This is a genomic window from Edaphobacter flagellatus (assembly GCF_025264665.1).
Taxonomy (GTDB): Bacteria; Acidobacteriota; Terriglobia; order Terriglobales; family Acidobacteriaceae; genus Edaphobacter; species Edaphobacter flagellatus.
This window is the reverse complement of record NZ_CP073697.1, coordinates 3713676-3737181: the sequence shown is the minus strand read 5'-3', so window position 1 is coordinate 3737181 and position 23506 is coordinate 3713676. Positions and strand designations below refer to the sequence as shown.

At 54.2% G+C, this 23506-nt stretch carries 12 protein-coding genes; 2 read left to right on the top strand and 10 right to left on the bottom strand.

Annotation, left to right across the window (positions count from 1 at the left end; translation table 11 throughout):
* Window positions 1–40 precede the first annotated feature (40 nt).
* Both KFE13_RS15595 and KFE13_RS15590 read right to left on the bottom strand, forming a co-directional pair.
* Window positions 41–3916 carry a cobaltochelatase subunit CobN gene (locus tag KFE13_RS15595; RefSeq protein WP_260704113.1) on the bottom strand — a complete coding sequence of 1292 codons (3876 nt, stop codon included), beginning with the start codon at window positions 3914–3916 and terminating at the stop codon, window positions 41–43.
* A gap of 126 nt (window positions 3917–4042) precedes the next feature.
* Window positions 4043–6343, bottom strand: coding sequence for a TonB-dependent receptor (locus KFE13_RS15590; RefSeq protein ID WP_260704107.1), 2301 nt, complete (start codon window positions 6341–6343; stop codon window positions 4043–4045).
* A gap of 536 nt (window positions 6344–6879) precedes the next feature.
* On the opposite strand from KFE13_RS15590, the gene KFE13_RS15585 reads away from it, so the two are divergent.
* On the top strand, window positions 6880–7269 hold the full coding sequence (locus tag KFE13_RS15585) for an alpha/beta fold hydrolase (protein ID WP_260704105.1): 390 nt from the start codon (window positions 6880–6882) through the stop codon (window positions 7267–7269).
* Window positions 7270–7546: 277 nt separating this feature from the next.
* Here the strand turns inward: KFE13_RS15585 and KFE13_RS15580 are convergent, their stop codons facing one another.
* The 4 genes from KFE13_RS15580 to KFE13_RS15565 form a co-directional block, all read right to left on the bottom strand.
* A complete protein-coding gene (locus KFE13_RS15580; protein WP_260704103.1) occupies window positions 7547–10267 on the bottom strand; it encodes an ABC transporter permease in 2721 nt (906 codons plus the stop codon).
* The gene (locus KFE13_RS15575; RefSeq protein ID WP_260704101.1) at window positions 10264–10611 is read right to left on the bottom strand and encodes a PadR family transcriptional regulator; all 348 of its coding nucleotides are present in this window, start codon (window positions 10609–10611) and stop codon (window positions 10264–10266) included. Before KFE13_RS15575 ends, KFE13_RS15580 begins: the two co-directional genes overlap by 4 nt.
* A 450-nt stretch (window positions 10612–11061) precedes the next feature.
* Entirely contained in the window at window positions 11062–11841 is a 780-nt protein-coding gene (locus tag KFE13_RS15570; protein ID WP_260704099.1) for an SGNH/GDSL hydrolase family protein, read from the bottom strand.
* 238 nt (window positions 11842–12079) lie between these two features.
* Window positions 12080–14650 carry a TonB-dependent receptor gene (locus tag KFE13_RS15565; protein WP_260704097.1) on the bottom strand — a complete coding sequence of 857 codons (2571 nt, stop codon included), beginning with the start codon at window positions 14648–14650 and terminating at the stop codon, window positions 12080–12082.
* Window positions 14651–14751: 101 nt separating this feature from the next.
* On the opposite strand from KFE13_RS15565, the gene KFE13_RS15560 reads away from it, so the two are divergent.
* A complete protein-coding gene (locus KFE13_RS15560; protein WP_260704095.1) occupies window positions 14752–15231 on the top strand; it encodes a metal-dependent transcriptional regulator in 480 nt (159 codons plus the stop codon).
* 161 nt (window positions 15232–15392) lie between these two features.
* On the opposite strand, the gene KFE13_RS15555 is transcribed toward KFE13_RS15560, so the two are convergent.
* The 4 genes from KFE13_RS15555 to KFE13_RS15540 form a co-directional block, all read right to left on the bottom strand.
* Window positions 15393–15752, bottom strand: coding sequence for a hypothetical protein (locus tag KFE13_RS15555; protein ID WP_260704093.1), 360 nt, complete (start codon window positions 15750–15752; stop codon window positions 15393–15395).
* 528 nt (window positions 15753–16280) lie between these two features.
* Window positions 16281–17615: a right-handed parallel beta-helix repeat-containing protein gene (locus KFE13_RS15550; protein WP_260704092.1), complete on the bottom strand. Its 1335-nt coding sequence runs from the start codon at window positions 17613–17615 to the stop codon at window positions 16281–16283.
* Window positions 17616–17765: 150 nt separating this feature from the next.
* Complete coding sequence (locus tag KFE13_RS15545; protein WP_260704091.1) at window positions 17766–19817, bottom strand: alpha/beta hydrolase; 2052 nt, start codon at window positions 19815–19817, stop codon at window positions 17766–17768.
* Between the two features lie 81 nt (window positions 19818–19898).
* The gene (locus KFE13_RS15540) at window positions 19899–23348 is read right to left on the bottom strand and encodes a TonB-dependent receptor (RefSeq protein WP_260704089.1); all 3450 of its coding nucleotides are present in this window, start codon (window positions 23346–23348) and stop codon (window positions 19899–19901) included.
* Between the last annotated feature and the right edge of the window lie 158 nt (window positions 23349–23506).

Below are 23506 nucleotides of genomic sequence, written 5' to 3'. Positions count from 1 at the left end.
CTCCAATGGGTTCACCGAAACAGCCCGTCCCGGTGCTGAATCACCGCGGGATGAGAGAAAGTAGTCGCATCCTGCTCCACTTCCAGCGAATCAGGCCGGCAATCGTGCCGAGACCGACGGAGCCAAACCAGAGAAGCAGGAAGCCGATGAAATGCTCTTCGATAAACTTTCGCGAGCTGTCGATCAGATTCACTGTTTTGACGTAAGTAACCCTGTAGCCGTTCAGCGAAGCCGGTAGTGAATTCGAACGGGGCGACAATCTGTCTGGAGCAGGCATTGCTGCAGGCGGTTTCGGCGGCGTTTTGGTCACCTTCAGCTCGGCTCGTGCAAACTGCTTACTTAAGATCGGATTCTGCTGTTCCTTCGCTAATCTTTGCACCTGTTTCGCGATATCTGTTTTGAATGTCTGATTACCACAAGTATTTGCCGTGCAGGCTAATCCATTGCGAGCGACGTTTCGGGCATACTCTTCCACCATCTGCTTCCGTTGCGCATTGGTGAATTTATAGGTTCCTTGCCGATCAACCTCGAGGAGGCGTCCAAGCATAGCTTGGCGCGCTGCCGGATTGACCCTTTCCATGAACTGTTTCAGGCCAAGGTTGTATTCATCGTTTACATAGACGTCATACATTTTCTTCCACACTTCAGGTGCTACAGTTTCGGGTGCTGTGGCCTTCCACCCATAGAGATACTCATTTGCGCGCATCATCTCGCGAGCGCCTGCATATCCTTCCTTTTGCATCTCGCGAATCCATTGTGGATTCCAGTTTCTTGCGTTGAGTTCGGTGGCGATGAAGTCGCGGGCGTTCTCTACTTTCTCATGACCCGCGTGACGCAGATTATTGACGACTAGATCGGGCTTTGCTCCCGCCGCCTCCGAAGCGAGGCGGAGGCCACCCATCGCCTGATAGACATCGTCGTTGTCGACGGCACCATACAGATTCGACGAGCGACTGTGCATGACTATCTCGTTCCCTTTGAGCTGATGCTGCAGTAGCTTGGGCACAGTCTTGCCCCACGTCTTCTCGGTGTAAACATAGTTGACTTTGGCCATGTAAAGTTCAGCCATAGTCTGGTGTTCGTCGACATCGCGCGATTGCTCGACAAAGTTTGACAAGCCTGTGCCGTAGCTGCCGGGAGCTTCCGCGAAAACGCGGCCGCCTGCAATCTCGGCCGCGTCTTCTTCCTTCATACCCGAAGTGACGAGTGCCCTGATGGTGTCGCGGTTCTGGCGAGATAATGCATTCTCTCCTGCCGCAGCGGCCATGCGCGCGGCTCGATCAAGCATGATGATCTTCTCGGCCATGCCATCGCGATAAAGGCCGCTTGCGGTGAACAGGACGTTCACACGCGGATACTTCATCTCGCTGTCAGGAACCAGCGAGAGGCGATCGACCGCATTGCGATTGTTCCATTCCGGGCGCACACCCATCAGGTACATGGCTTCTGCTTCCATGGCTCCCTGGTTTCGCCCGGACTCGCCTTGCCACAGCACCATCGAGATGTGATCGGGAAAGGCGCCGTGCTGTTTTTTGTATTGCGCCATCAACTCGTCTCCCATGCGCTTGCCGAGCTCCCATGCAGCGCGTGTGGGAAGAAGATTCGGATCTCCCTGGTTCAGATTGCGTCCAGTTGGCAGAGAGTCAGGATTGTTTAGAGGATCGCCAACAGGACCGCTCGCGAGAAATTCGGCTTGGAGGATCTTCGGTAGTTCGTTTAACTCGCGTTCAGGCGAGATGCGAAGATTCGCGATCCACTGACGGGCTTCGCCGATGCTGCGCTCCGACTTTTCACGAACCTTCGCGGAAAGATCCGTTGGAACCGTAATGGATTGACCGCTAAAGATCGCCTCCGTCCAGGTATCGAGATGAGGCTTCACGGAGTTCATCTCATCCTGGAGAAAGCCATTTGCAAGAAAGGTCTTCAGGCCTGCGCGCATGCGGTCCTCCGATGGCATCTGTCCGAGTGTCGGTAGTCCAAGAGGTAGCGGCGACTCCTCAACGCTGTCGAGAAAAGCGATCCCCTTCTCCATTGCTTCATCGGCTTTGGACGTATCGATCGACAACTGTTTGATCAATCCGAGTCGGTCCATCTCCGCGAGTGCTGTCTTCGCATATTCGCCTGCGAGTGCCGGTGCGGTTTCATGCGATTCCTGCCATCTGTTGAGCGCTTCGTTAAGTGCAGCGAAACGTTCTTCGCCTCCAGCTCGAACGAGCATCGGTGTTAGATGCGAGATAAGCACTGCCGCGCCTCGGCGCCGTGCCTGAATCGCCTCAGCATCACCATCCATAATGTAATAGTTGATATTCGGCAGATCTCCCAGTAATACCTCTGCTGTGTCCCACCCGGCTTGACCGGCGTTCTTACCCGGCAGCCATTCGAGCGTTCCATGTCGCCCCATTTGGATCATCGCGTCGGCCCCGAGCACCTTGCGGTAATAAAGAAACGACGCGATGTAGCCGTGGTGCGGCGGAAGTGTGGCGCTGTGTTGCACAGAGGTATATTGGTCGGCGGAAGCACGCAGGAGCTGTGGACCGAGAAAGACATTGCCCAGTTTTACTCCTGGAATCACGAAGGACTTCTTACCATCACGTGCGGTCCACACCATGAGTTTGGCATCGCGCGGGCTACCCCAGCGCTCAACAACCTGGTCGCGGAACTGCTTCGGCAAATCCGCGAACCAGTGCTCGTACTCATCCATAGGCACAAGCACGACTCGGCCTGTCCGAGCCATCTGATCAAGTTCGCCCGGCTCCCAGTTCTCCGTGTTGTGGCCCACGGTCGCAAGCTGATCCAGGATTTCGTCTGTGGTTGGAAGATGATCCCCTGTGCTGTAACCCGCTTCGTGCAGAGTCTGCAGAACGGCTCGGATGCTAGGCGCAAGATTCAGATAGCTCGCGCCGATATTGCCTTTTCCCGGGGGGTTGTTGAAGTAAATGATTGCCAGCTTCTTTTGAGCGTTCTGCTTTTCCGCCAGAGCAACCCAGCGCTTAGCCCGCATCGCGGCTGCGTGCACGCGTTCCGGAATCGGTTCAAGATGCGATGGAACTCCCTTGCTTCCGCCCTCCGTTGTTCCCACGAGAATCGGTTCGGTTGCTCCGTAGGCTTCTGGTGACGACAGCATAGGCGTGATGCGATCGGGAGTCACGCCACGGTCCGCTGCCGCCCACTCCACACGTGTCTGGTGACTTAGCATCAGGTCTATTACGTGGATGTTCTGCTTTTCCAGCAGATGTAGATCGTCCGGTTTGGCAAGGGCCAGAGTAAACATCATCATGACCCGGATCGGATCGTTGGCAGGCTGATCGAAGGCGGACGCCAGGCTGGAGTGTGGCGATCCCACAATTCCAGCTGCGGCTAGTCCTTGCCTCTCCAACTCACGAATGAGCGCATCGACTACAGCCGTATCTTTGTCCTTCAGGTAGGTGTAGAAGAAGTTGACTGTAACCATGGCTCCCTGGTTTGGTTTTGTTTTTCGATACCAGGCAAGGTACTCACTCATCGTTCCGAAGAGCTTTGGTGCATCGGGATGATAGATACCTTTGTTTGCTATTTTGATGGGAGCCGGGATCGGTTGCTTCAGATCGCCTCCCGCTGCCTGGTACAACACCAGCAGGAAACTGAGCATATTGTCTTCGCCACCGTAGGACCAATAGGGCATAAGTCGACCGACTAACCTAGCACTCGGATCAACTCCCCAGTTGCGAACGATAAACTCCGGGACGTCTGTAGCGATCTGGGTTCCGTTCTTCAACGCTTCAAGTCCGGCGGACTTCAAACGTTCCAGCGTCTCTTGTGAAGGGTGCTGCATAAAGATGGCACGAGCCTGTTTCAGCCGTTGCGGAGTGAGTTGGTTCTCTTCCAGAATGGAGCAATCGCAGGCTTCAGTGCCGACGAAGGTCTTGAACCTTTGCATTGCTGCAGGTATGGTTTGCGAGCTGTGCAGCACAATAACCACATTTGGCTTAGTGCCCTGAGCATGGCCTAACACGGGGACTAATAGCGATACCAATAAAACGATATATCTCTTCATATGCATCCCCTAGAAGTGCAGTCGCACGCCACCAAAGACAGAGCGGCCGAGGCTGTTGTAGTAAAGGAAGTAGCGACGATCGAGCATGTTGTCGGCGTTCGCCACGAACGAGACGTTCTTGGTAGCGCGATAGCTCACGGTGCCATCCATCTCAAAGAAGAGGTCATAGCTTCCTGGCACGCGGCGAATCGTATCCGTGTTGGTATCGGTCGAATAGACCGGACTGATATAGCGGCCTGTCCAGTTGATCGAAAAACGCTTTGGAGTCAGATTGGCTTGATAAGTCAGCATGTGCGCAGGCACATAGGGCAGCCTCTTACCTACGGTCGCGGGAAGGCTTGGGTTATCGAGGATGATGGAGTTGGTATAGGTATAGCCCTGACGTAACTCCAGCCACGGCAGCACGCGTTCGCGCGATGACAGCTCCACCCCCCAGGTCCGGCTTTTGCCCGCGTTTGTGAGAACCCTGGTATTCCCTGTTGGATCGAGTGCGTAGTCGGTAGTGCGATAGATCAGATCCGACACGCGGTTGGTGTATCCCGTCGCTTCAATGGAGTACTTGTCCTTGAAGGTGTGCTGTACACCTGCCTCATACGCCAACAGGCGTTCGGGTTTTTCATCAGGGTTGGCAATGTATTTCGTGGTCGTGATGACGAAGTTGTAATAAAGCTCGTAGACGGATGGGCCACGAAACGCGTTACCGACGCTGGCACGCAGATGCCAATGTCCCGGTAGCCGATAGTTCATCGCGACTTTGCCTGTTAGCGCATGCTGCGAGCGATCACCGTATGTCAATACCGGGGCTGTTGCACTCGCGAGATTGCTTCCGTCATAGGTCTTCCAAAAATCGAACCGTCCGCCTGCGATAAGATTCAACCGATCGCCGAGGTTGCTCTGGTACTGCATATAAGCTGATTGATCAATCGTCTTGCCTGCTGCGTTCAGAGTGACATTGGTCATCGTGTCGCGGCTGAGCCAGTTGGTCATATTGCGAGTCACCGATGAGGCTCGGTCCGCTCGGGTCTCTGTACCAAAGAGAAGTGTTCCCCAGTTGGTCGTGTGGGTCGCAAGGATGTTGCCGTAGAGCGACTGGCCGAACTGTTTCGCCGACGTACCTGCACCAGCCGACAAAGTGGCGGCGGCCCCCGGTGTGACATACCAAAAGGTTGGATTGATGTTGAGGCCGCTGGTGATGCGCAACGTCCAGTGAGGCGTCAGCTCGCCGGTAACTTGAGTATGGTAGTAGTTTGTGGTAGCGCCGGAAGGACCTCCCAGAAACGTCGACGGCGTGAAGCTCAGTTTGCGTGTAGTGCCAGAGTTGTCGACAAAACTGACAGGGCCGCTGGGTACTGCGGCTCCGGCTGAGCTCACTAGATCATTTCGGTAGGGACCGTAACCGTCTCCTCGGTGCATATGCAGCATTTGCACATAGGCAAAGACCTTGGGGCTGAACGTGTACTCAAATCGAAGGCGCAGATCTTCGCTCTTGAACCATTGGGCGCCTCGCGCTCCGATCTGATACTGATTTCCTCCTGTCGTTGTCAGCCACTGCTGCACTCCATTCACAGCAATCGCTGCCGCACTCGACGTGCTTAGCGTGCCAAAGACACCCTGAGGCGAATAACCTCCAGTCTTATAGCGGCTGTAGCCGGCGGTCACGCCGAGTCGATCGAAGTAGCGATCCGTCAGATGAACGTTGTAGTTATCCGTTGCTCGACTGCCGTACTGATAAAACAGATCGGCATGACGTGAGTCGGGTCTGCGGCTGATCAGGTTGATGACGCCGCCCATGGCATTACCACCATAGAGCGACGAAAACGGGCCGCGCGCAACTTCAATACGCTGGATGTCGCTTGGCGAAAAGATCGCCCAATTGATCGAGCCATTGAAGGAGTTGTTGATGGGCTGGTCATCAAGCAGAATCAGCGTGCGGACCTGGCCACCACGGCCAGCAAAGCCACGCAAACCCAGTCCAAAATCGTTGTCAGAGGCTCCACGCGCCCTCAGGCTGATAACGCCTGGGACCTGCTCCAGGGCTTTGTCGATGAGACGAATGTCGCGTCTCTCGATCTCCTGACGGGAGACGAGATCCTGGGATACCGGAGAGCTTTCAAGCTCTATCGGTGTTCGCGTGCCGGTGACAGTGATCTCTTCTCGAATGGGTGTGACGGAGGTAGATTTTGCAGAATCGTTACTCTGCTCCTGCGTAGCAGCTTGCGCTATCGCGTAGACCGGCAGGAGATACAGGCAAACAGACAAGGATAGATATGCAAGGCGGCGGCCGCCCGCAAAAATATGCGTACGAGACATGTAGACCCTTCTATGGTTGGAAGAATAGAAATCAGTCCATCGCCAGAACGAATGCGATCATTTACTGCCTGACAGATCAGGCAGCGACGCTTCTTCGCTGCAAATGAACTTCATGCAGCGTTCGGTTCAACGACGGAGATTGAATGGAGAAGGGCCTAGCGGGGGGGAGGGCGAACCCAAAGGTTACTGCGATAGCTACTGCGCCGGTAGAGGGTAACCTCTTCAGGCTGTGGAGGCGACTGAATCTGTGCAATGAGCAAACCGGCGCAGACGACGAGAATGCACAGAAGCTGGAAGGCCATCTGGCAATTCACGCAGTGGTCATGACTTCCATGTAAATGAACATGACCAGCCGACATCAGCACAGCCGCTATGAAGGTCGCAAGCAAAGCTACAACCAACAGAACTCGCGAAGATGCGCGAAGCTGTTTAAGAATCTGCGGCATTCTGGCAGCCTAGCACCGCAGAACGCTAGTTCGCAAGGACCGCGAGCCGCAAACAGTGCATGTGCGGACCCAACTCGAGGAATCGCCAAATTGCTGCGTGGATTCAGAGCCTCAACCTGGCTGGACAGCATGTTTGCGAGAGTGAAGCATTTTGCCGACATAGCGAAATCAATCCGCGACGCCGCTCCTGCTGGGATTCTTCTCGGATTGGGGGATAACTTAAAAATATTCTTGACTGCCGACCTCTTTACGCAGCAGCGTCTCCAGAGCACTCCGTGGAAGTCGAAGCCAAGCTGGTACATCTTGTGCCTGCAAGATCATACCGTTCATCCCGATCTCCAACGGTGCGTCTCGAAACGCATGGGAGCGACTGTAATCGAGGTGGAAAGCAGTCATGTGCCGATGCTCTCCAAGCCCGAGGTTGTCATTGACGTAATACGACAAGCGGCGAAAGCGATTCAAGGAAACAAAACAGCCTAAGGAGTTGCAGACTTCGCATCCTCGACAGACCGTCGGCAGGCAGTCTGTCGTTTTCATGTATCTCGTGCGAGAGGTTCTGATAAAACACCGCTCTGGTCGGCAATAAGATGAGTGACGACAAACCGACTTCTCATTGCGAATTCCTGCCTCAATGAGTGCCTTGACGATTTCGTGCGAATCCAGAACTCTTCCTGGCTACATAGGCGTTTTTTGGGCATCCTGAAGGGACGCTATCGGGAGGGCCACAACTTGCGAAGACAAGTTCGGCGCCAAGGAGTCATTCGGAGTGGAGTGTAGTTATTGGATCGAAACGCATGGCGCGCAGCGCCGGGATATAGCTGGCGGCGAACGCGACAGCGGTAAGTACAAGGGTGACGCCAGCGAAGGTGGGCAGATCGGAAGGCGACACGCCGTAGAGCAGTCCGGCCATAAGGTGAGAGACGATGATCGCACCGGCCACACCCAGCCCGGCCCCAGCAGCGGCCAAACCGAGTCCCCGGCGCAGGACCATCTTGAGGATATTGCCTCTTTGAGCTCCCAGCGCGAGGCGGATGGCGATCTCCCGTCTTTGTTCATTCACGACATAGGAAATAGTCCCGTAGATTCCAAGCCCGGCCAGCAGCAAGGCTGTACCTGCAAACAACGCCACCATCTCCATCGAGAATCGCTTCACGGAAAGCGAATCGGAGAGCACCTCCTTCAGGGTCTCTGCGTGGAAGACGGGAAGTTCCGGATCGATGGACTGGACCTGGCTTCGCTCCTGCGCGAGGATGGCGCTGGGATCGAGTTGTCCATGAAGAAAGATGACCAGATCCTTGGCGGGGTGCTGGTACACGCTGCGGTAGATCTGCGGAACTGCCGCGTCGGCCAACGATTCCATGCGGGCATCCGCAATCACGCCGATGATCGTGGTCCAGGTCGGCTTGGCAGGGCTCAACGGCTCGCGAGTATCCAAGCGCAAACGGACGCGTTTGCCCAGCGGGTCCTGGTTTGGCCAGTAGGTACGAGCCGCGGCCTCATTGATGACCGCAACGTTAGGCGTATCCTCAAGATCGTGGTCACCGAAAAGGCGTCCACGCTCGAGCGACATCCCCAACAAGTGGAAGTATTCAGGCGAAACGATGGGGCCGTCGATCGCAGGAGCCTGATTGTCCATCGTCTCGATGCCTTCGCGGATCAAAGGCAGCGGGTTGGGAACGCTGTGGCCCAGCGGAAGCGCGTCCACGTCGCCGACAGCCGCTTCTTCTACGCCCGGCAGGGTTCGGTTGCGACGAAGGATCTCGCGCACCAGGACCGATTCCTGCGTGGCGGTTCGGTACATATCCGCAGTGGGATCATTAGGCCCCGGCAGCCAGGTCTGAATAGCCATGACGCGGTCAGGATTGAAACCGGGCGGCAACGTGAACAAGTCCCAAAAACTGCGCAACAGAAGGCCCGCGGCGACCATGAGCACCAGGGAGAGCGCCAGTTCACTGACGACCAGTATCTGGCGGGCGCGCGAGCCTTCCCGTGAGCCGCTGGAGCCGCGCCCCTCCTGCCGAAGCGTACCCATCAGATCGAAGCGGCTCATGAGCCATGCGGGAGCAAGACCAAAGACAGTTCCGGCTATGACAGAGAGGGCAAGACCGAACGCCAGCACGCCCCAGTTGATCGAGATGTCGTTCATATGCGGCAGACTCTCCGGAACCAACTGCAGCAGGAACTTCCTCGTGGAGAAGAGAATCGCGAAAGCGGCAATCCCGCCAAGCAGGAAGAGCAGCAGACTCTCGGCGAGGAACTGGCGGATCAACCGCATTCTTTGCGCTCCCAGAGCTTGGCGCACCGCGATCTCGCGACCTCGCAGACTGGCGCGGGCAAGCAGGAGATTGGCGACATTGACGCAACTGATGAGGAGTACCAATGCTACCGCGCCGAACAGCAGAATGAGAGATTGGCGAACGCTGCCGACCACGCTTTCGCTGAGCGGAGTCAGGCGCACGGTCCATGAGGTCTGAGCGGGATACTCCGCCGGATATTGCTTCTTCAGCGATACAACCAGCGCATCGAGGCGCTCCTGTGCGGCTGCAATTGAGAGACCGGGCCTCAGGCGGGCGACCGTTCGACCGTGCAGACGTGTACCGCGCAACGGAGGCGGAAATGGCAGACCGGCCATGCCAGCCGCCAGCCACACCTCCGTATTCCGCTCCTCGCTGGTTGAACCCAGATCGCGAAAACCGGGCGGCATAATGCCTATGACGTGATAAACGTCGTTGTCCAGGCGCAGAGCTTTGCCAATAAGGTGCGGATCGGCTCCGAAGTCTCTCCTCCAGAGCCCATCGCTGATCACGGCCTCCAGGTTGAAGCCGGGAGTCGCATCGTGCGGATCGAAGGTGCGGCCCAACTGCGCATCTACACCGGGGACCGCGAAGTAATTCGGCGAAACATGCTTGTAGCTGAGACGCTTGGGCTGCGCACTGCCGGTGAGGTTCACGTCTGCGCCGGTTCCGGAAACCGACACGGACTGGAATATCCCTGAGCTCTCGAGGTCTCTCCACTCAGGAACGGAGATGCCGACATCCTGCGCGCCTACGCCGGGAAGATCGTCCTGGATGCGCACCAGTTCGGCAGGATTTGGATACGGCAATGGATGCAGCAGCGTGGCGTCAATCACGCTATAGATTGCAGTCGTGGCTCCAATGCCCAATGCGATTGTGGCGATTGCAATGAAAGAGAATCCAGGAGATCTCAGAAGCATGCGTACCGCGTACTTCAGGTCCAAGAGCAGATTCTCAATAAACGGAATACTGTGCTCTGCATGGTGGTCTTCGCGGATTGCCTGGGTCGCGCCCAGCTTGAGCACGGCCTGCCGCCGCGCCTCGGTAGGCGACATGCCGGCGCGTATGTTCTCTTCTGTCTGGAACGCAAGATGTTCGGCAATCTCTTCCCGCAGGCGTTGGTCGGCACTCTGCCCTGTTACAAGATTCTTGAGGCGTATTAGCGAGCGTCGCAGGAATTTCACGGTAAATCCTCCGCTTTGACTTTGAAAAAGCGCTCTATGATTTGAGCGGTTCGCTCCCATTCACTGGTCTCCGTCTGCAGCTGCTTACGACCAGCCGCAGTAAGCCGATAGAAGCGGGCACGGCGGTTGTTCTCCGATATGCCCCACTCGGAGGCAATCGAGCCTTCATGCTCGAGCTTGAGCAGCAAGGGATAAAGCGTACCCTGGTTGACAGCCAGAAGGTCTCCGCTGATCTGCTCAATGCGTCGCGCGATTCCCCAGCCGTGCTGCGATCCCAGAACATCCAGTGTCTTGAGGACCATCAGTGCAAGCGTGCCTTGCAAAACATCCAGCTTTTCCTTCATGGTGAATAAACCTTTAGGTTTCCAACAGGAATCATGACATGCTTTCTTTTGGAAAGCAACAGGAGGTTTGAGTTTCTTCGACGATAAATCCAGAAGAAGTTGTCAGGAAGCCGCGGGACACTGTTCATCGGAGAAGATGTAGTTTGATTTTCAACGAAAAGTAGGCTGGTATCTGCCGATCTGTCTAGACGTGACCTTCAGTGGACGCCAATTGGCCGATGCACTCATTGAGCCTGGATTAGCCTCATAAACGTGCTTTTGGTCAGATAAGAAGTTTCGCGCGAATCCAATGGAAAAGACCCGCCTTAGAAGGCGAGGAAATCCCTTTAGGATTCACATATTCCCCACGCATCGGCTACAACATCATATCTAAAAGACGAATATCTAGAATGAGGTGGGCGAACGGCGTAAGGGGTTTCGAAATGTCTCAGGTCGTCCTGCATATTGGTACTAGTCTGGTTCGGTGAGCGCATTGTTGGAGCGCGGGGGTCCATGATTGTCCAACTGGGATTGGATGAGGTCCGCAGCCATCAACCCGCCTCGGCTGTTCAGATGGATGCCATCGCTATGGAATTTCCAGCCGTTCAGACGCCCCACGTCGTCGGGGGACATCCGCAGCACTATCGTGCGAAAGGCATCGCGGTACATCGGCAGGAACCGGAGACTCGTAAGCGCCCGGCCTGGATCGGCGTTGATGGCAACCTGAAACGTCTCGAAAATCGGGACGTAATCGACGGCTTCGTCACAGGCGATGCGCTTGATACTGGCACTTAAGTCGTGGATTGCGGAGTTGAGCGCAGCCTGAAACGGCTGATCGGACATTGTTGACTCCCCGATCGGAGCGAGCGAACAGGCGGCGACGCGGGCACCGCTGGATTTCAGACGTCGAACAAGAGTCCCAAAGCAGTCGTCAAACCGCGTCCCCGAAGCGGCTCTGGATGCGAACTTCATGACCCCGAAAAGACGTCGCGCCTTAGAGGAGACCATTGCAAGCGCATCATTACCACCCACCCAAACAATCACACTGTCGGGTTGACAGACCAGGACGGTATCTACGCGCTTAAGGACGTCATATGCTAGGTCCCCACCAACGCCGAAATTGAGGAATTTGAACCGCGCGTTACGGGGACGTCGGGAGAGCTCGCCAATCCAGTCGAATGCCTGCCCTCTACCGGCAGTGCTGCTGGAGCCGAGGCAAGCTATCGTTTCGCGCGCGGATGAAGTATTCATCTGGTAGAACCCGTGATTAAGATGCGCTGCTGTATCGTAGGTGTGCTCTGAATGGACTTTCTCCCGTTTTCTGCAACGCCATGATGATTGCCCTCACCTCGGACAATTGTCCGGTGATCCCATCCCTCCGGGTGAATATGCAGTTCGCGCAGTGGTACCACTCGCTTCTCCAGCACAGTTCGATTCCCGCATCCGAGGCAAATCGTTACGGATGGCGTTCACACTCCCAGATGACCATTCAGAATCCATAGCGAAGCCCGACGGTGACCGCCCGTGTAGTCAGAAAGTGCGTGCCCGAGAAGGTCGAGAGGAAGTTATAGAGCGCCTTCGTGTTGTTCAGGTTCACAACCGCAACGCGGATGCCGAGGCTCTGGTTTTCGTGATGAATCAAATTGTCTTCTCCTATCGATAGATCTACAGTATTGCGCACGGCGATTCGCGGCGGATTCCTGTCGTCGTTCTCCGTTCCGGGTGGCGGAATGCGGATGCGCGTTGCCGCAATCGGCCCAGCGCAGGAACGGAGAGGCCTGGAAACCGTTGCGAAGACTGAGCCACAGTGAAGACCCATCTGTTGCTGTTCATCTCCGGTAAGTTGGAGAGCCGTTGGAATATCCGGTACAGCAACAGCTACCAATCCACCATCGTAGCGATAGGAGCTGTTGATCCAGGGACCACGTCGGCCAAACTGGTAACGAAGATTCAGATTCATCGCCAACCCCTCATCATGGTCAGGACGGGCGACGTTGCTATAAGGAGCGCTGAAGCTGATGCCGCCAAGCTCTGGCCCGAAGAGGCGCGAGCGTACGTGGCTGATGGTGAAGAATCCATTGACTCCATGGGTTGGAGTGAGGGTTAGGCGTACAAGACCGCCATCGATCTTCGATTTGCGGAACTGTGTCGGGAAGGTCAGAGGGCTATTAAGCAGGACGTCGAAATCGTAAGCACCATACGTGAATTTCCAGAGATATTCGCCACTCAGCGAGAAGTACTTGATCGGCGTCTCGAATCCGACATTGAACTGGTTACGATGCCCTGTATTGAGAATTGCGGAGTCCGTCGCTCCAAGTGCAGCCGATATCGATCCAGGCCCGGCGGAGCTGGCTACAATCAGATTCTCGTTATAGGGGGTGATGAATACCCGTGAATAGTTGAGATGGAAGTTAGTGTGCAAAGGTGACGAGCTGTAGACGAAACCGACGCGTGGTTGCACGCCGTGGTTTCTTGCCAAGCCGTTGTACTTGTCATAGCGAAGGCCGAGGTCGATCTTGAAGTTACCCAATTTCACGTAGTCTTGGCCGAAGAGGGCAACCTGCTTGATGTCCGTTGATCCCTGAAAAGCATAGATACTGCCGCCACGCGTAAGGTCGATGTTGAGCAGGCCGGGCAAGAAAGCACTGTTCGGAGTAAGACCAGCAGCCACGCATTGCGATGGATTGGTCACGGTGGTGATCGGCGACGGCGCACCGTCTGCACCGAGACAAGGACTATTGAAGCTTGGATCGGTGAGGCCCGTGGCGAACTGCTCAGCCAGAAAAGTGTGTTTGAATTCGATACCGCCGATCACGCTATGGCGACCCTGATTGTAGGTAAACTCCGAACGCAGGCCAGCATTGGTCAGTCGACGCCCCTGTTGCAAATATGCTGGTGTGTCTGCAAATGGATCGTCCGAGGGGCGATAGCGGACCTTATCCTGCCGCACCCAGAAGTTCGTCTGGTTGAAAGCATGATCGTTGAAGGTATGGAGGAATTGCGGCGCAACGTTAAAACTGACCACCGTCTGACGCTGGTTCTGCCCGAGCGCATTCTGGTCATGGGTGTTAGGAGTCTGAAACCAGGAGCGACTCAGACTGGTATTGAGCTGCAGGCTTGTTTTATCGGTTGCCTTGTAATCGAAACGCTCGATGGCATTCTCAGCATTGCCATTAGCATGGAGAACCTCGATCTCTGGTGTATCTAGAAAGCGGCCACTGTTCAGGGCATCAATGGCGGTGAAGGAGCCAACCTTCGCCGACCCGAAGGCCAGGTTGCCGCTTCCTGTCGAAGTGGCGAAGGAGCCGCGGGTGAACGAGAACTCACCATGAGGCTTGCGTTGATCGAGGCCGGAGCGGGTCTGGGCGACGATGACCATGCTCGTCTTGTCTCCTACGTCAGATCCCGGCGCTCCCTCGCGGACCTCCACGGATTGCAGAGCATTCAGAGAGACCTGAGTAGAGAAAGTACGGCTCTGTTGGTCGGTGATCGGCTGCCCGTCCACAACAAACGATGCTTCAGCATGGTCGCCGAGCGGATGAAAGGAGCCATTCGAGTCGGCGGACACGCCGGGAGTCGTCATCGTGATCAGCGAACTGAACGGCGAACTCACACTTTGGGTTGGCATGCGGTCGATCTGCTCTGGCGTGATGTCGACGTGTGCAGGCTCTGTCGGATCACTGTTTGTGGCTGTCACCGTGACCTCAGTCTTCGAGGCCGCCGCAGAGAGAGCGATATGTAGCCGGATGGGAACGCCCAAGTACGTTATCTGCTGGGTTTCGCTAGCGAAGCCAGGCGCGTCGATGGTAATGCGATAGTCGCCGGTGCTGAGTTGGAAAAAGAGGAAGCCTCCTTCAGGTCCTGTCTTGATTGTCCGCTGGGCTCCGCTATTCACGAAGGTTAGGAGGACATTGGCGTCGGACAGCACTGCTCCGCTTAAATCCGCTACGGTACCGGAGAGGGCTGCCGCTGTGCCACTCTGAGCCATCAAAACGACGTGACTGCTGGCTAATACAATAAAAAGCGGCAGGATGCTGAATGTTTTACGTGTCCATTTCATGGTAGGCTCCAAGGAAAGCCAATTTTAGTCATGTCTAAAATAAATTTAGTCTAGTCTAAAAACAAACTTTGGGTCAAACTAAAAGAGGGAGTACATCAGAGATGGCGCGGAGCCGAGAACAGCTTGCGAACACGGAATCCGTGGATAACTACCTGAAGGCGATCTTCCATTTGGGAGGCGGTCAGAAGGAACGCATCAGTAGTGGAGAACTAGCAGAGCGGCTTGGAGTCGCACCTGCATCCGTAACAAACATGATCCAAAAGCTCGCAGCGTCCACCCCACCTCTTGTCGAATATGAAAGGCACTACGGCGTCCGCCTGTCCCGCGCTGGGAGGAGACGTGCTCTGGAGATTATTCGTCATCATCGGCTGATCGAGACCTTTCTTTATGAGGTCCTTAGCTATCCCATTGATGAAATTCACGATGAAGCCGAACGTCTGGAGCACTTCATCTCTGAAAGCTTCGAGAAGCGCGTTGCCGATAAACTTGGCAATCCTCAGTTGGACCCACATGGTCATTGCATCCCATCTTTCGACGGATCCATGCCTGAAATTCACGGGGTAAGCTGCAACTGTGAATAGGCAAAAGGCTTGCTCTGATGGGTCCTCAGAAAGGTCAGCTTGTCGGAAGAGATCAGCGAGCGGCCGAGCGCCTCGATCAGGGCTTATCCGATGCAAATGTCGGAAGTTAAGAAGCAATGTCACTATGGCGTTCTACAACAGACCTCGATCTGATCCGTGATTCACACCGAGGTCTCCCGCCCGCTCGACGGCGAGGCTGAACTTGGCTCTGCGCTATGTGAGTGGGTGGTGACGAGCATCATCATGAAGGGTTCCGCTAGTCCATGGAGCCGGAAACTCACTTCGATCCATGGAAACGCGCCGTCTGCCACTTTCGCCAGCGAGCGTGCGTTCAGCATCAGAGGACCCTCATACATATTCGCGACGTGCGGCAGAAGCTCCGATGCTTCCCCGCTATCGCCGTTGACGGAGAACATCACGATTAGGGCCTGACTGCCCTGTTGCGATACAGGAATGCTGTAGATCATGGCGCTCTGGGAGGGAAACGCCGTTCGGCCCATCGACACATCGTAAAGAACCATGACGTACACCTCTTGAACTATCCCTGCAAGCCTACGGATCGTCGCATCGGCCCGCCAAGACGACGGCAATATAGAGGTTTACTCAGGATGGCAGCGGCTGCGGTTCAGATGCCGATCTGGAACGATTGAAATACCACCCACAGGCACGCTAAACCCACAACGGAAGCTGCAATCGCTGGTCCCACCATTTGTCGGATGAATGGACGGACGAGGAGCATGATTTGTCTGAACAGACTCCATCCGACTCATCAATTCCTTTTCTGCTGCTTCCAGGGAAACGGAAGACGCTTCGGGCTTGTCCTCCAATGTGGAAGTGAAAAACTCACCCTCCGTACTGCGAAGCGAAACTATTCGCTGCTTCAAGAGCGGCTGGAAAGCCATACTAAAATAGTCTTCCGGTGCTAGGTCCTAGTAGGCTTGTGGGGGCCGGTGAATGATGGACTCAGTTTTCAATTTCTCATTCAAGCTGGTCGATGAGCGTCCTTGCGCTGTTATAGCCAGTGGGTTCCTCCCCCAAAACCATTGCTACTAGGTGCAGTAGAGGTTCCACTGGATTGTATTGTTAGCTTGAGAGCCGGAGGTCATATTCATAGCGCCGCTCGCCGAAACATAACCAACGCTGTTCGTCTGCGTTGAGTTTGGGTAAGTGATCCCAGAACTATGGATTGCATTGTTAGCGAAAGAATTACTGTCATAGCCGCCGGAACTGTATCCGCCAACAATATAGTTCGTGGTGGTGTCCCCCAGCAGAATGCCATACCAGCCGTTCTGGAAAAATGCATTGCCGTAGACTGTTCCCGTATTGACGACGTAGCCATTGCTGCTTTGCGTCGCAAAACCAGCATAGGAGTTGTAGTCAATCAGGCAATTGACCACGTTAATACCGGTTACGCTCGCTGCATGTGCATTCACCTGAATACCATCGCCTGCATTCCCCCGAAGAACACAATTCTCTATCGTGACATTACTAACGCTGTCGGCTGCTGCGTCTGGCTCGATATCGATACCGTCACCAGGAGCCGTTCCAGAGGTATAGCTAAACTCGGAATCATAAATAGAAATGGAGTTACCGGCAGTAATGCTCAACCCCTGCCGACGGTTGCCGGTAGAAATCACGTCGCAGAGAGTGATATTGGATGGCGCAACGTTATTCGAGCTACCAATACAGATGCCATCTCCAGTGCAATCAGAAATAATTGTTCCTCGGATATTCACATTGCTTACTCCGAGGAGAGCGATTCCATAGCAGTGCTCATCTGTCGATGTACTAGTGGAATAAATATGGGTGTAGCGCTCGCCGACCAGCCAGCAATTGGCCATTTCGACGTTGGAAACCGGGTTGGCGCCGTAGAACATATAAGCCCGGTTGGTTAGCTTGCTGGAATTGGTATTGATCGTCATGGCCTGCAACTTCACTCCAGGCTGGCACTCGATGCGGACGCCAGACTGCAATAAAACGCCATAGTAGGGCGTACTGGTTCCGTCTCCATTGGCCTGCGAATCGATCCAATAGACGCATTGCGCGGGAGTAAGCGAATTGGGAAGGGGTGTAGCCTGCCAGGGAATAAAAACCGTTCCGCCGCCGTTCTGAACTACATAGGTAATTGCATCGTTTATAGCCTTCGAACAATCGGTTCCATCAGTTGGCATATTAGGAACCTTATAGCTAAACGAACCGATTGCAAGTGTCAGTAACGTCCTGTTGGGAATGGGCTGGCGAATATCGTCTGCCGATGCCGCCTCCACTTTTTTCGGGGAGGCGACTTCGATCGCGGCAGGAATTGCCGCCGCTAAAGGTAGGGCTACGGCCAGCGAACCGGACCGACCGAGGAACTTTCTCCGAGATGTTTTAAGCGTATTCATCTTATGTCTCCTGGATGAATCATTTGTATGGATCATTTCGTATTACTTGCCGACGTCTTCAGATCAGCGATGCGTTCGTAATGACATTCCTGGGACAAAAGAAACAGGTCAATGCCGAGAATTGCAGGTTTACCGCATATGAAGCTGTGGTCATTGCCCACCAGCTCCTAGAGATACTGTGCTGCGTTGTCTAAACATGGAGGTTTGAAGTCGGGATTCTATATGCAATCGCGAGCCCAGTAGGCGGGTAATGTCCGGAATATCAAAGTCGCGCAATACGCCAGGAACAATTACTTCAGGAGGAAGGTTGTAGAGTGGCAGCTCTGTGATTGCGAGATACGACATCGGCTGTTTGTCGCATACTACTGTGCGGATGTGCGGCTCGATGGTTGCGGCGAAGAGTCCAATGTTGCAGGCAAAGCCAACGGTATGCAGCGAGATTGCGCCAGGATTGATATCCGATCTCGTCGCGAGATATCGAAACGCGCTTAATACATCGAGTGTCTGCATGCCTGGAATGGATTTGCCCACCAGAATTGCATGCATCGCAAGTTGATAATCGCTTCGATATCCGGAAATCATCCGGTTGGGCGGTGCGCTTTCGCCCCAACCACGCGGGTCGATTGCCAGCACAACGTTGCCCAGTTCAACAAGCTGTTGAATGAGCCCACCGGGAACAGCATCCGCTGTCATGCCAGAGGAATCGAGGTACAGGATGGCGGATCTACGCGCTGCCGTGCCTGCAGGCGTGAACAACAGGCCTGGCACGGTGATGCCTGGCTCCGGGTGGAGATTCAGCTTCTCTGCTTTGAGTGCTCCTGATACATAACTGCCCGCTGTCTCTACTTTTGCTGCAGTTACGGATGCCGGAAGATCCAGACGGGATCGCACGCGTTCGGCAAGTTGCGTCAGATTGCCGCGAAAAGGTTTAGACCGAAGTTGCTGCGCCAAAGAGGCGTTCAGGGATTGCACCGTTTGTGCATGGGGATATGTCGTGAGAACTTGACCTGTCGAAGTAGCATTCAAGCTGGCTGAACTATCGGTCTGTACTGCTGCTTCCTCGGAAGATCCGGCATTTCCTTGTAGCCAGCGTGAAAGCCATGTATATGCAGCGATACGCCGTGGCTTTGACCATCCATGAGTATCATCCGCTTCAAATAACGCCAGATGGTCCTTCGCGTCCAGAAGCTCAAACGTATGTTCTGCCTCACGGAACGTCGCATGAGCACCCTGGATTGGAAAGAAATCACGCGTTGCGACTTCCATCTCAACCGGCCGCGGAGCGATTTCATTCAGGAAATCGGCGTAGTCGAGATGATCAGAAAGGAAGTGGTCGAATATCTGCTCGGAATCTTGCGGTCCTGGATCTGCCCACATTGCACTCCAGGCACTCAGATAACACGAGATGACAGCAGCGGCGACTCGCGTATCTAATGTCGAGATGTAGGCGGACTGCGTGCCACCTCCCGAATTTCCAGCTACACCAATCCTAGTTTTATCGACATCGTCTCTTGATTGAAGATAATCAATGCCGCGTATGCCATCCCAGATGAAGTAGCGTCCAATGTTTGTGCCGGTAAGCAGCACAGGCAGGCCATCGGCCATGTGCTCAGGTGTGCCCCCGATCTGCAGCAGCGGCTTGTGGGTTGCTGGATCAAGATGCTCCATTCGTTCACCCTGGCCGACAGGATCGATGGCCAGGACAAGAAATCCTCTCCTGGCCAGAGACACCCAAACAGCCTGATAGAGAGCAAACGATTTTCCTTCCCCGCTATGTCCCGCAAGTCCTAACACTGCTGGGAACGGTTTATGTGCATTCTTGGGAACATAGACGTTTGCTGTAACGTAAAAGCCAGGCAGGCTTTGATAAATCAATTTCTGTACAACGTAGTCAGGATGATCAATGGTTCCGGTTATTTCTGCATGTAAGGGCGTCCGGGCAGGAAACCCTCCTATCTCCTGAAGCAAGGTGTGCCGGATATATTCCTGACGAATATGCATATCGTCTGCCTTTTTTATTCCGGCTATCTGTTCCTGCCGCTCTGCAAGTTTCTGCTTAGCAATGTTCGTTAGATATGCATCCGTCTGTGCTGCATAGTCGATTGCTGGGGCATCAGTTGTCTGGCTCCACGAGATGGTTGGCGTCACCAAAAAAGCAAATAGAAAACATACATAGCGGCGATTCGTCGTAAAAATTCTCAAACCCTAAGCTCCCATCCATGTGGCTATCAATCGCGGCTGTCTTGCCACGGTAGTCGTTGAGCAAAATACAATGCCCTACAGCTAGAAGCTGTACTTTGCAGATAGTTGTAAGGTCCTCGGGCCAGAGCGGGTACTCGTAATCTGACCGAATGTTGTACTTGGTACGGTAGCTACAGGGTTGTTATAACTGGCGATGTTGAATAGGTTGAAGGCTTCGACACGGAACGAGAGCCTCTGTTCTCTCACGATCGCGAAATCCTTAAAGGCCGCTGCATCATACTGCTGATATCCTGGAACGCGCTCAGAGAATGGGCGCGCTGGGGAGATGACACCGTTGGCAGGTACACCGTACGCGCAGATGCCGTTATCCTGGCCTGCTGTGCTACAGGCTGTTGCCGAAGGATCATCGCCGAACCACTGGTTGATATTACGGTGCCGGATCATAAGTCGGCGGTAGTGCCATGCACGTTGTTGCGGTGTGTTGACACCGGAGTTATTCGTTCCGCTGACCAATGTGATTGGGAAACCGGTATAGGCATAACCGGAGACCGCCGTCCGCCAGCCGCCCACTGCCAAATCCAGAATGCGATTTACATTCGCGCCAAACCGCTGTCCGCGCCCGAACGGAAGTGAGTAGACTACCTGGAAGTTAACACTGTGGGTCGTATCCGTGGGGGCAGGACCATACTCCAGACTTCTATCTGCGGGGTTCACTGGGAACGAAGTGTTATTCGTGATGTTCAGGTTGCTTCCGAAGTAGCCGGTAGCGTTGGTCATGGCTTTGCTATAGGTGTAATTTGCAGTGAACTGTAATCCATGCGAAAGACGCTGTCGGAACGTGGTTTGCAGTGCGTTGTAATTCATCATGCCTTCGGATTGAGTAATTCGTACAAGTCCGCTTTGGCCGACCAACTGATAAAACGGGGCTTTGTTGATTGCAAAGCAGGCCGCGCTGTTGTAGTTCAGCAAAGTTGATCCCGAAAAGCATGGTGTGGAAAGCTGATTGCCGTTATTCGCGCTAATAAGGTGAATGCCGGTTTCGCCGACATATCCAATTTGAAAAGAAGCCGTATTGCTCAACTGATATTGCGTGGTGAGACTGAATTCATTAATCGTGGAGGGTCGCAGGTCCGGATCCCAAGCGCGAATCGTCTGACCACAGGAAGGGTTCGTTGCATAGAGACAGGCTGCGCTATTCGATGAGAAAGCGACCTGAGCCGTAGTAAAAGCGCCGGTATTAGCAACGCTGGTGGGTGGAGCTCCCGTGTAATTGATCGAGGTCTGAAAAGGAGGGTTGATGATCAAACGCAGATTCGCACCAGTGCCTTCCATATAGATGGTGCTGCCAAACCCGCCACGCACAACAAACCGCGGCACAGGATTGTAGGAAAATCCAATGCGCGGCATAAAGTTGGTCCATACCGAGTTATACAGAGCGCGGCTGTTTCCATTCTGCCCAGCAATCTCTAACTGTCCAGTCTGTAGATTCAAATTCGACTGCTTGTTGTTCACCTCATAGATGGGCTGATCGTACTCCCAGCGAACGCCAAGGTTGAGAGTGAAGTTGGGAAGTAGTTTCCAGTCATCCTGTGCGAATACGGCATCTCGCCATTGGCGCTGCCCGGCAAAGCCGGCAACCGCGCCCCGGCCGACGCTGTATACGCGATTCATATTGAAATCGGCCAGTGAGTAACCTGAGGCTAGCGGTGTATTGGCATTGCTAGTCACAAGCGGATTAGATGAGAAGTTGCCAGAATAGCCCAGCACACCTTCGGCGCCACTCACTCCGCTGTAGATAATGTTCTGCTGGTAGCGGATGAACTGTACTCCGAACTTGAAGGCGTGCCTGTTTTTCTGCCAGGTTAGATTATCTCCATAGGTAAAGTTGTTCATCACATTATTGGAATAAGTAGCGCCGTTTCCTGGATTGGTAATCGCTCCGACACTCTGCTGCGCGAAGCCTGGGGCCTGATTCTTCCCCTCAATACCGACTACGGAGTCTCCGTTCATCCCAAAGATGCCCGTCGGATCATATGGAACGCCCTGGTTCCAGACAACGCGAAAGAAGCCAACACGGAGTTCATTCAACAGTGAAGACGTGAAGGTATGCACCGAGTTAATGCTGAAGCCTCGTGTCGGATAGGTCGAAGCTCCGGGAAATGTAATAACCAGAGGATTCGTCTGAGTATTACCGGCAACGCTTTGGCTATAGCTTCCGAAGAAGCTATCTTTGTCGCTGAGCTTGTAATCGAGCCGAACGTCGAATTGGTCGTTATAGATGCGCGACTTTGTAGGTCCCACATAGTTATTTGCGATAGGCGATCCAGGACTTGGCGCATGATTGGGTAGTGGATAGATGTTGGGATGGGAATAAAGGTAAATCGCTACCGGATTGGTAAGCGGGACTCCTCGATTATTCGTATACGGAGCATAGCCGTTTTGCGAGTCGTAGAGTTGGATGAGCTTGTTTGTCGTGCACGACGTACCTGGAGCGCACATAATGCCGGGATTGAGTAATTCCGAGAAGTCGCCCTGTCGCATGAGGGCGTCCGCTACAGTTGCCGTTGCTACGCCGCCATTATGGAAACGGTTGCCGGAATAGTCGACGAAGAAAAAAAACTTGTTTCGAACAATCGGTCCGCCTAGCGTACCGCCAAAGATTGCACTGGTAGAACTCGTTTTTGGGATTCCGGTGTAATTATTTGCCCAGCTATTCGCATTGAGCTTGTAATCATTCACAAAATAGAACGCACTGCCATGAAAGCTGTTCGTTCCATCCTTCAAGAGCGCAATGACGTCGCCACCATTGACGTTGCCATATTCCGCCTGGGCATTGGAAGAAACAACGCGTACCTGCGAAAGTGCATCCGGACTGGGGTTATATGCAGTGGTGTTATTGACCGTCTCATTGATTTCAATTCCGTTGAGCAGGTAATTATTGGTCTGCGCTCGGTTGCCATTTACCGAAAGGGACGAACCGCCAATATTATCGCGTCCGATGGCAGAACCTCCCGTGAAGCTCTGCGGATTTGTAGAAACCGCTCCGGGAGTGAATAGGGCCAAGGTGGCGAAGTTGCGATCCTGCAAGGGGATGCTTTCGATCGCTGTGGGGTCTAATGTTGTTCCAAGCTCCGCATTCTCAGTGTTGAGCAGAGGTGCCAGACCCTCGCTGACCGAAACGCTGGCGGTTGTCTGGGTGACGTTCAGTTTGGCATCAATTTTGGCCACTTGACCTGCTTCGAGAGTGAAAGGCCCGAGGGTGGAGGGAGCGAAGCCTGAGGCCACAATGTTGATGGTGTACCGCCCTACCGTCAGGAACTGAATGCTATATAGACCGTCCTTGTTGCTCTTCGTGGTCGTTCCGATATTCGTGGAGACATTCATCGCCGTAACCTGTGCGCCAACGATTACTGCCCCGGAGGGATCGGTAACCGTCCCATTCATTCCGCCCGTGATGGTCTGCGCAAAGCCTGTCACATCGCAAATAACCAGAAATACTACGGCCAGGGAATAAAATGACTTCAAATCCATGCAGCCTGCCTCTCCAAAGCCTTCATCTACAGCACTCAACTGATTTGAGAAACTCCAATTTTCAAAGAGTGCTGCCACACTAGCGATCAAAGGACATCTGCGGAAGGTGCGTAACGGTAGGTTTCCCTCCAAAAAGAATAGGTCATTGAAATAAAATG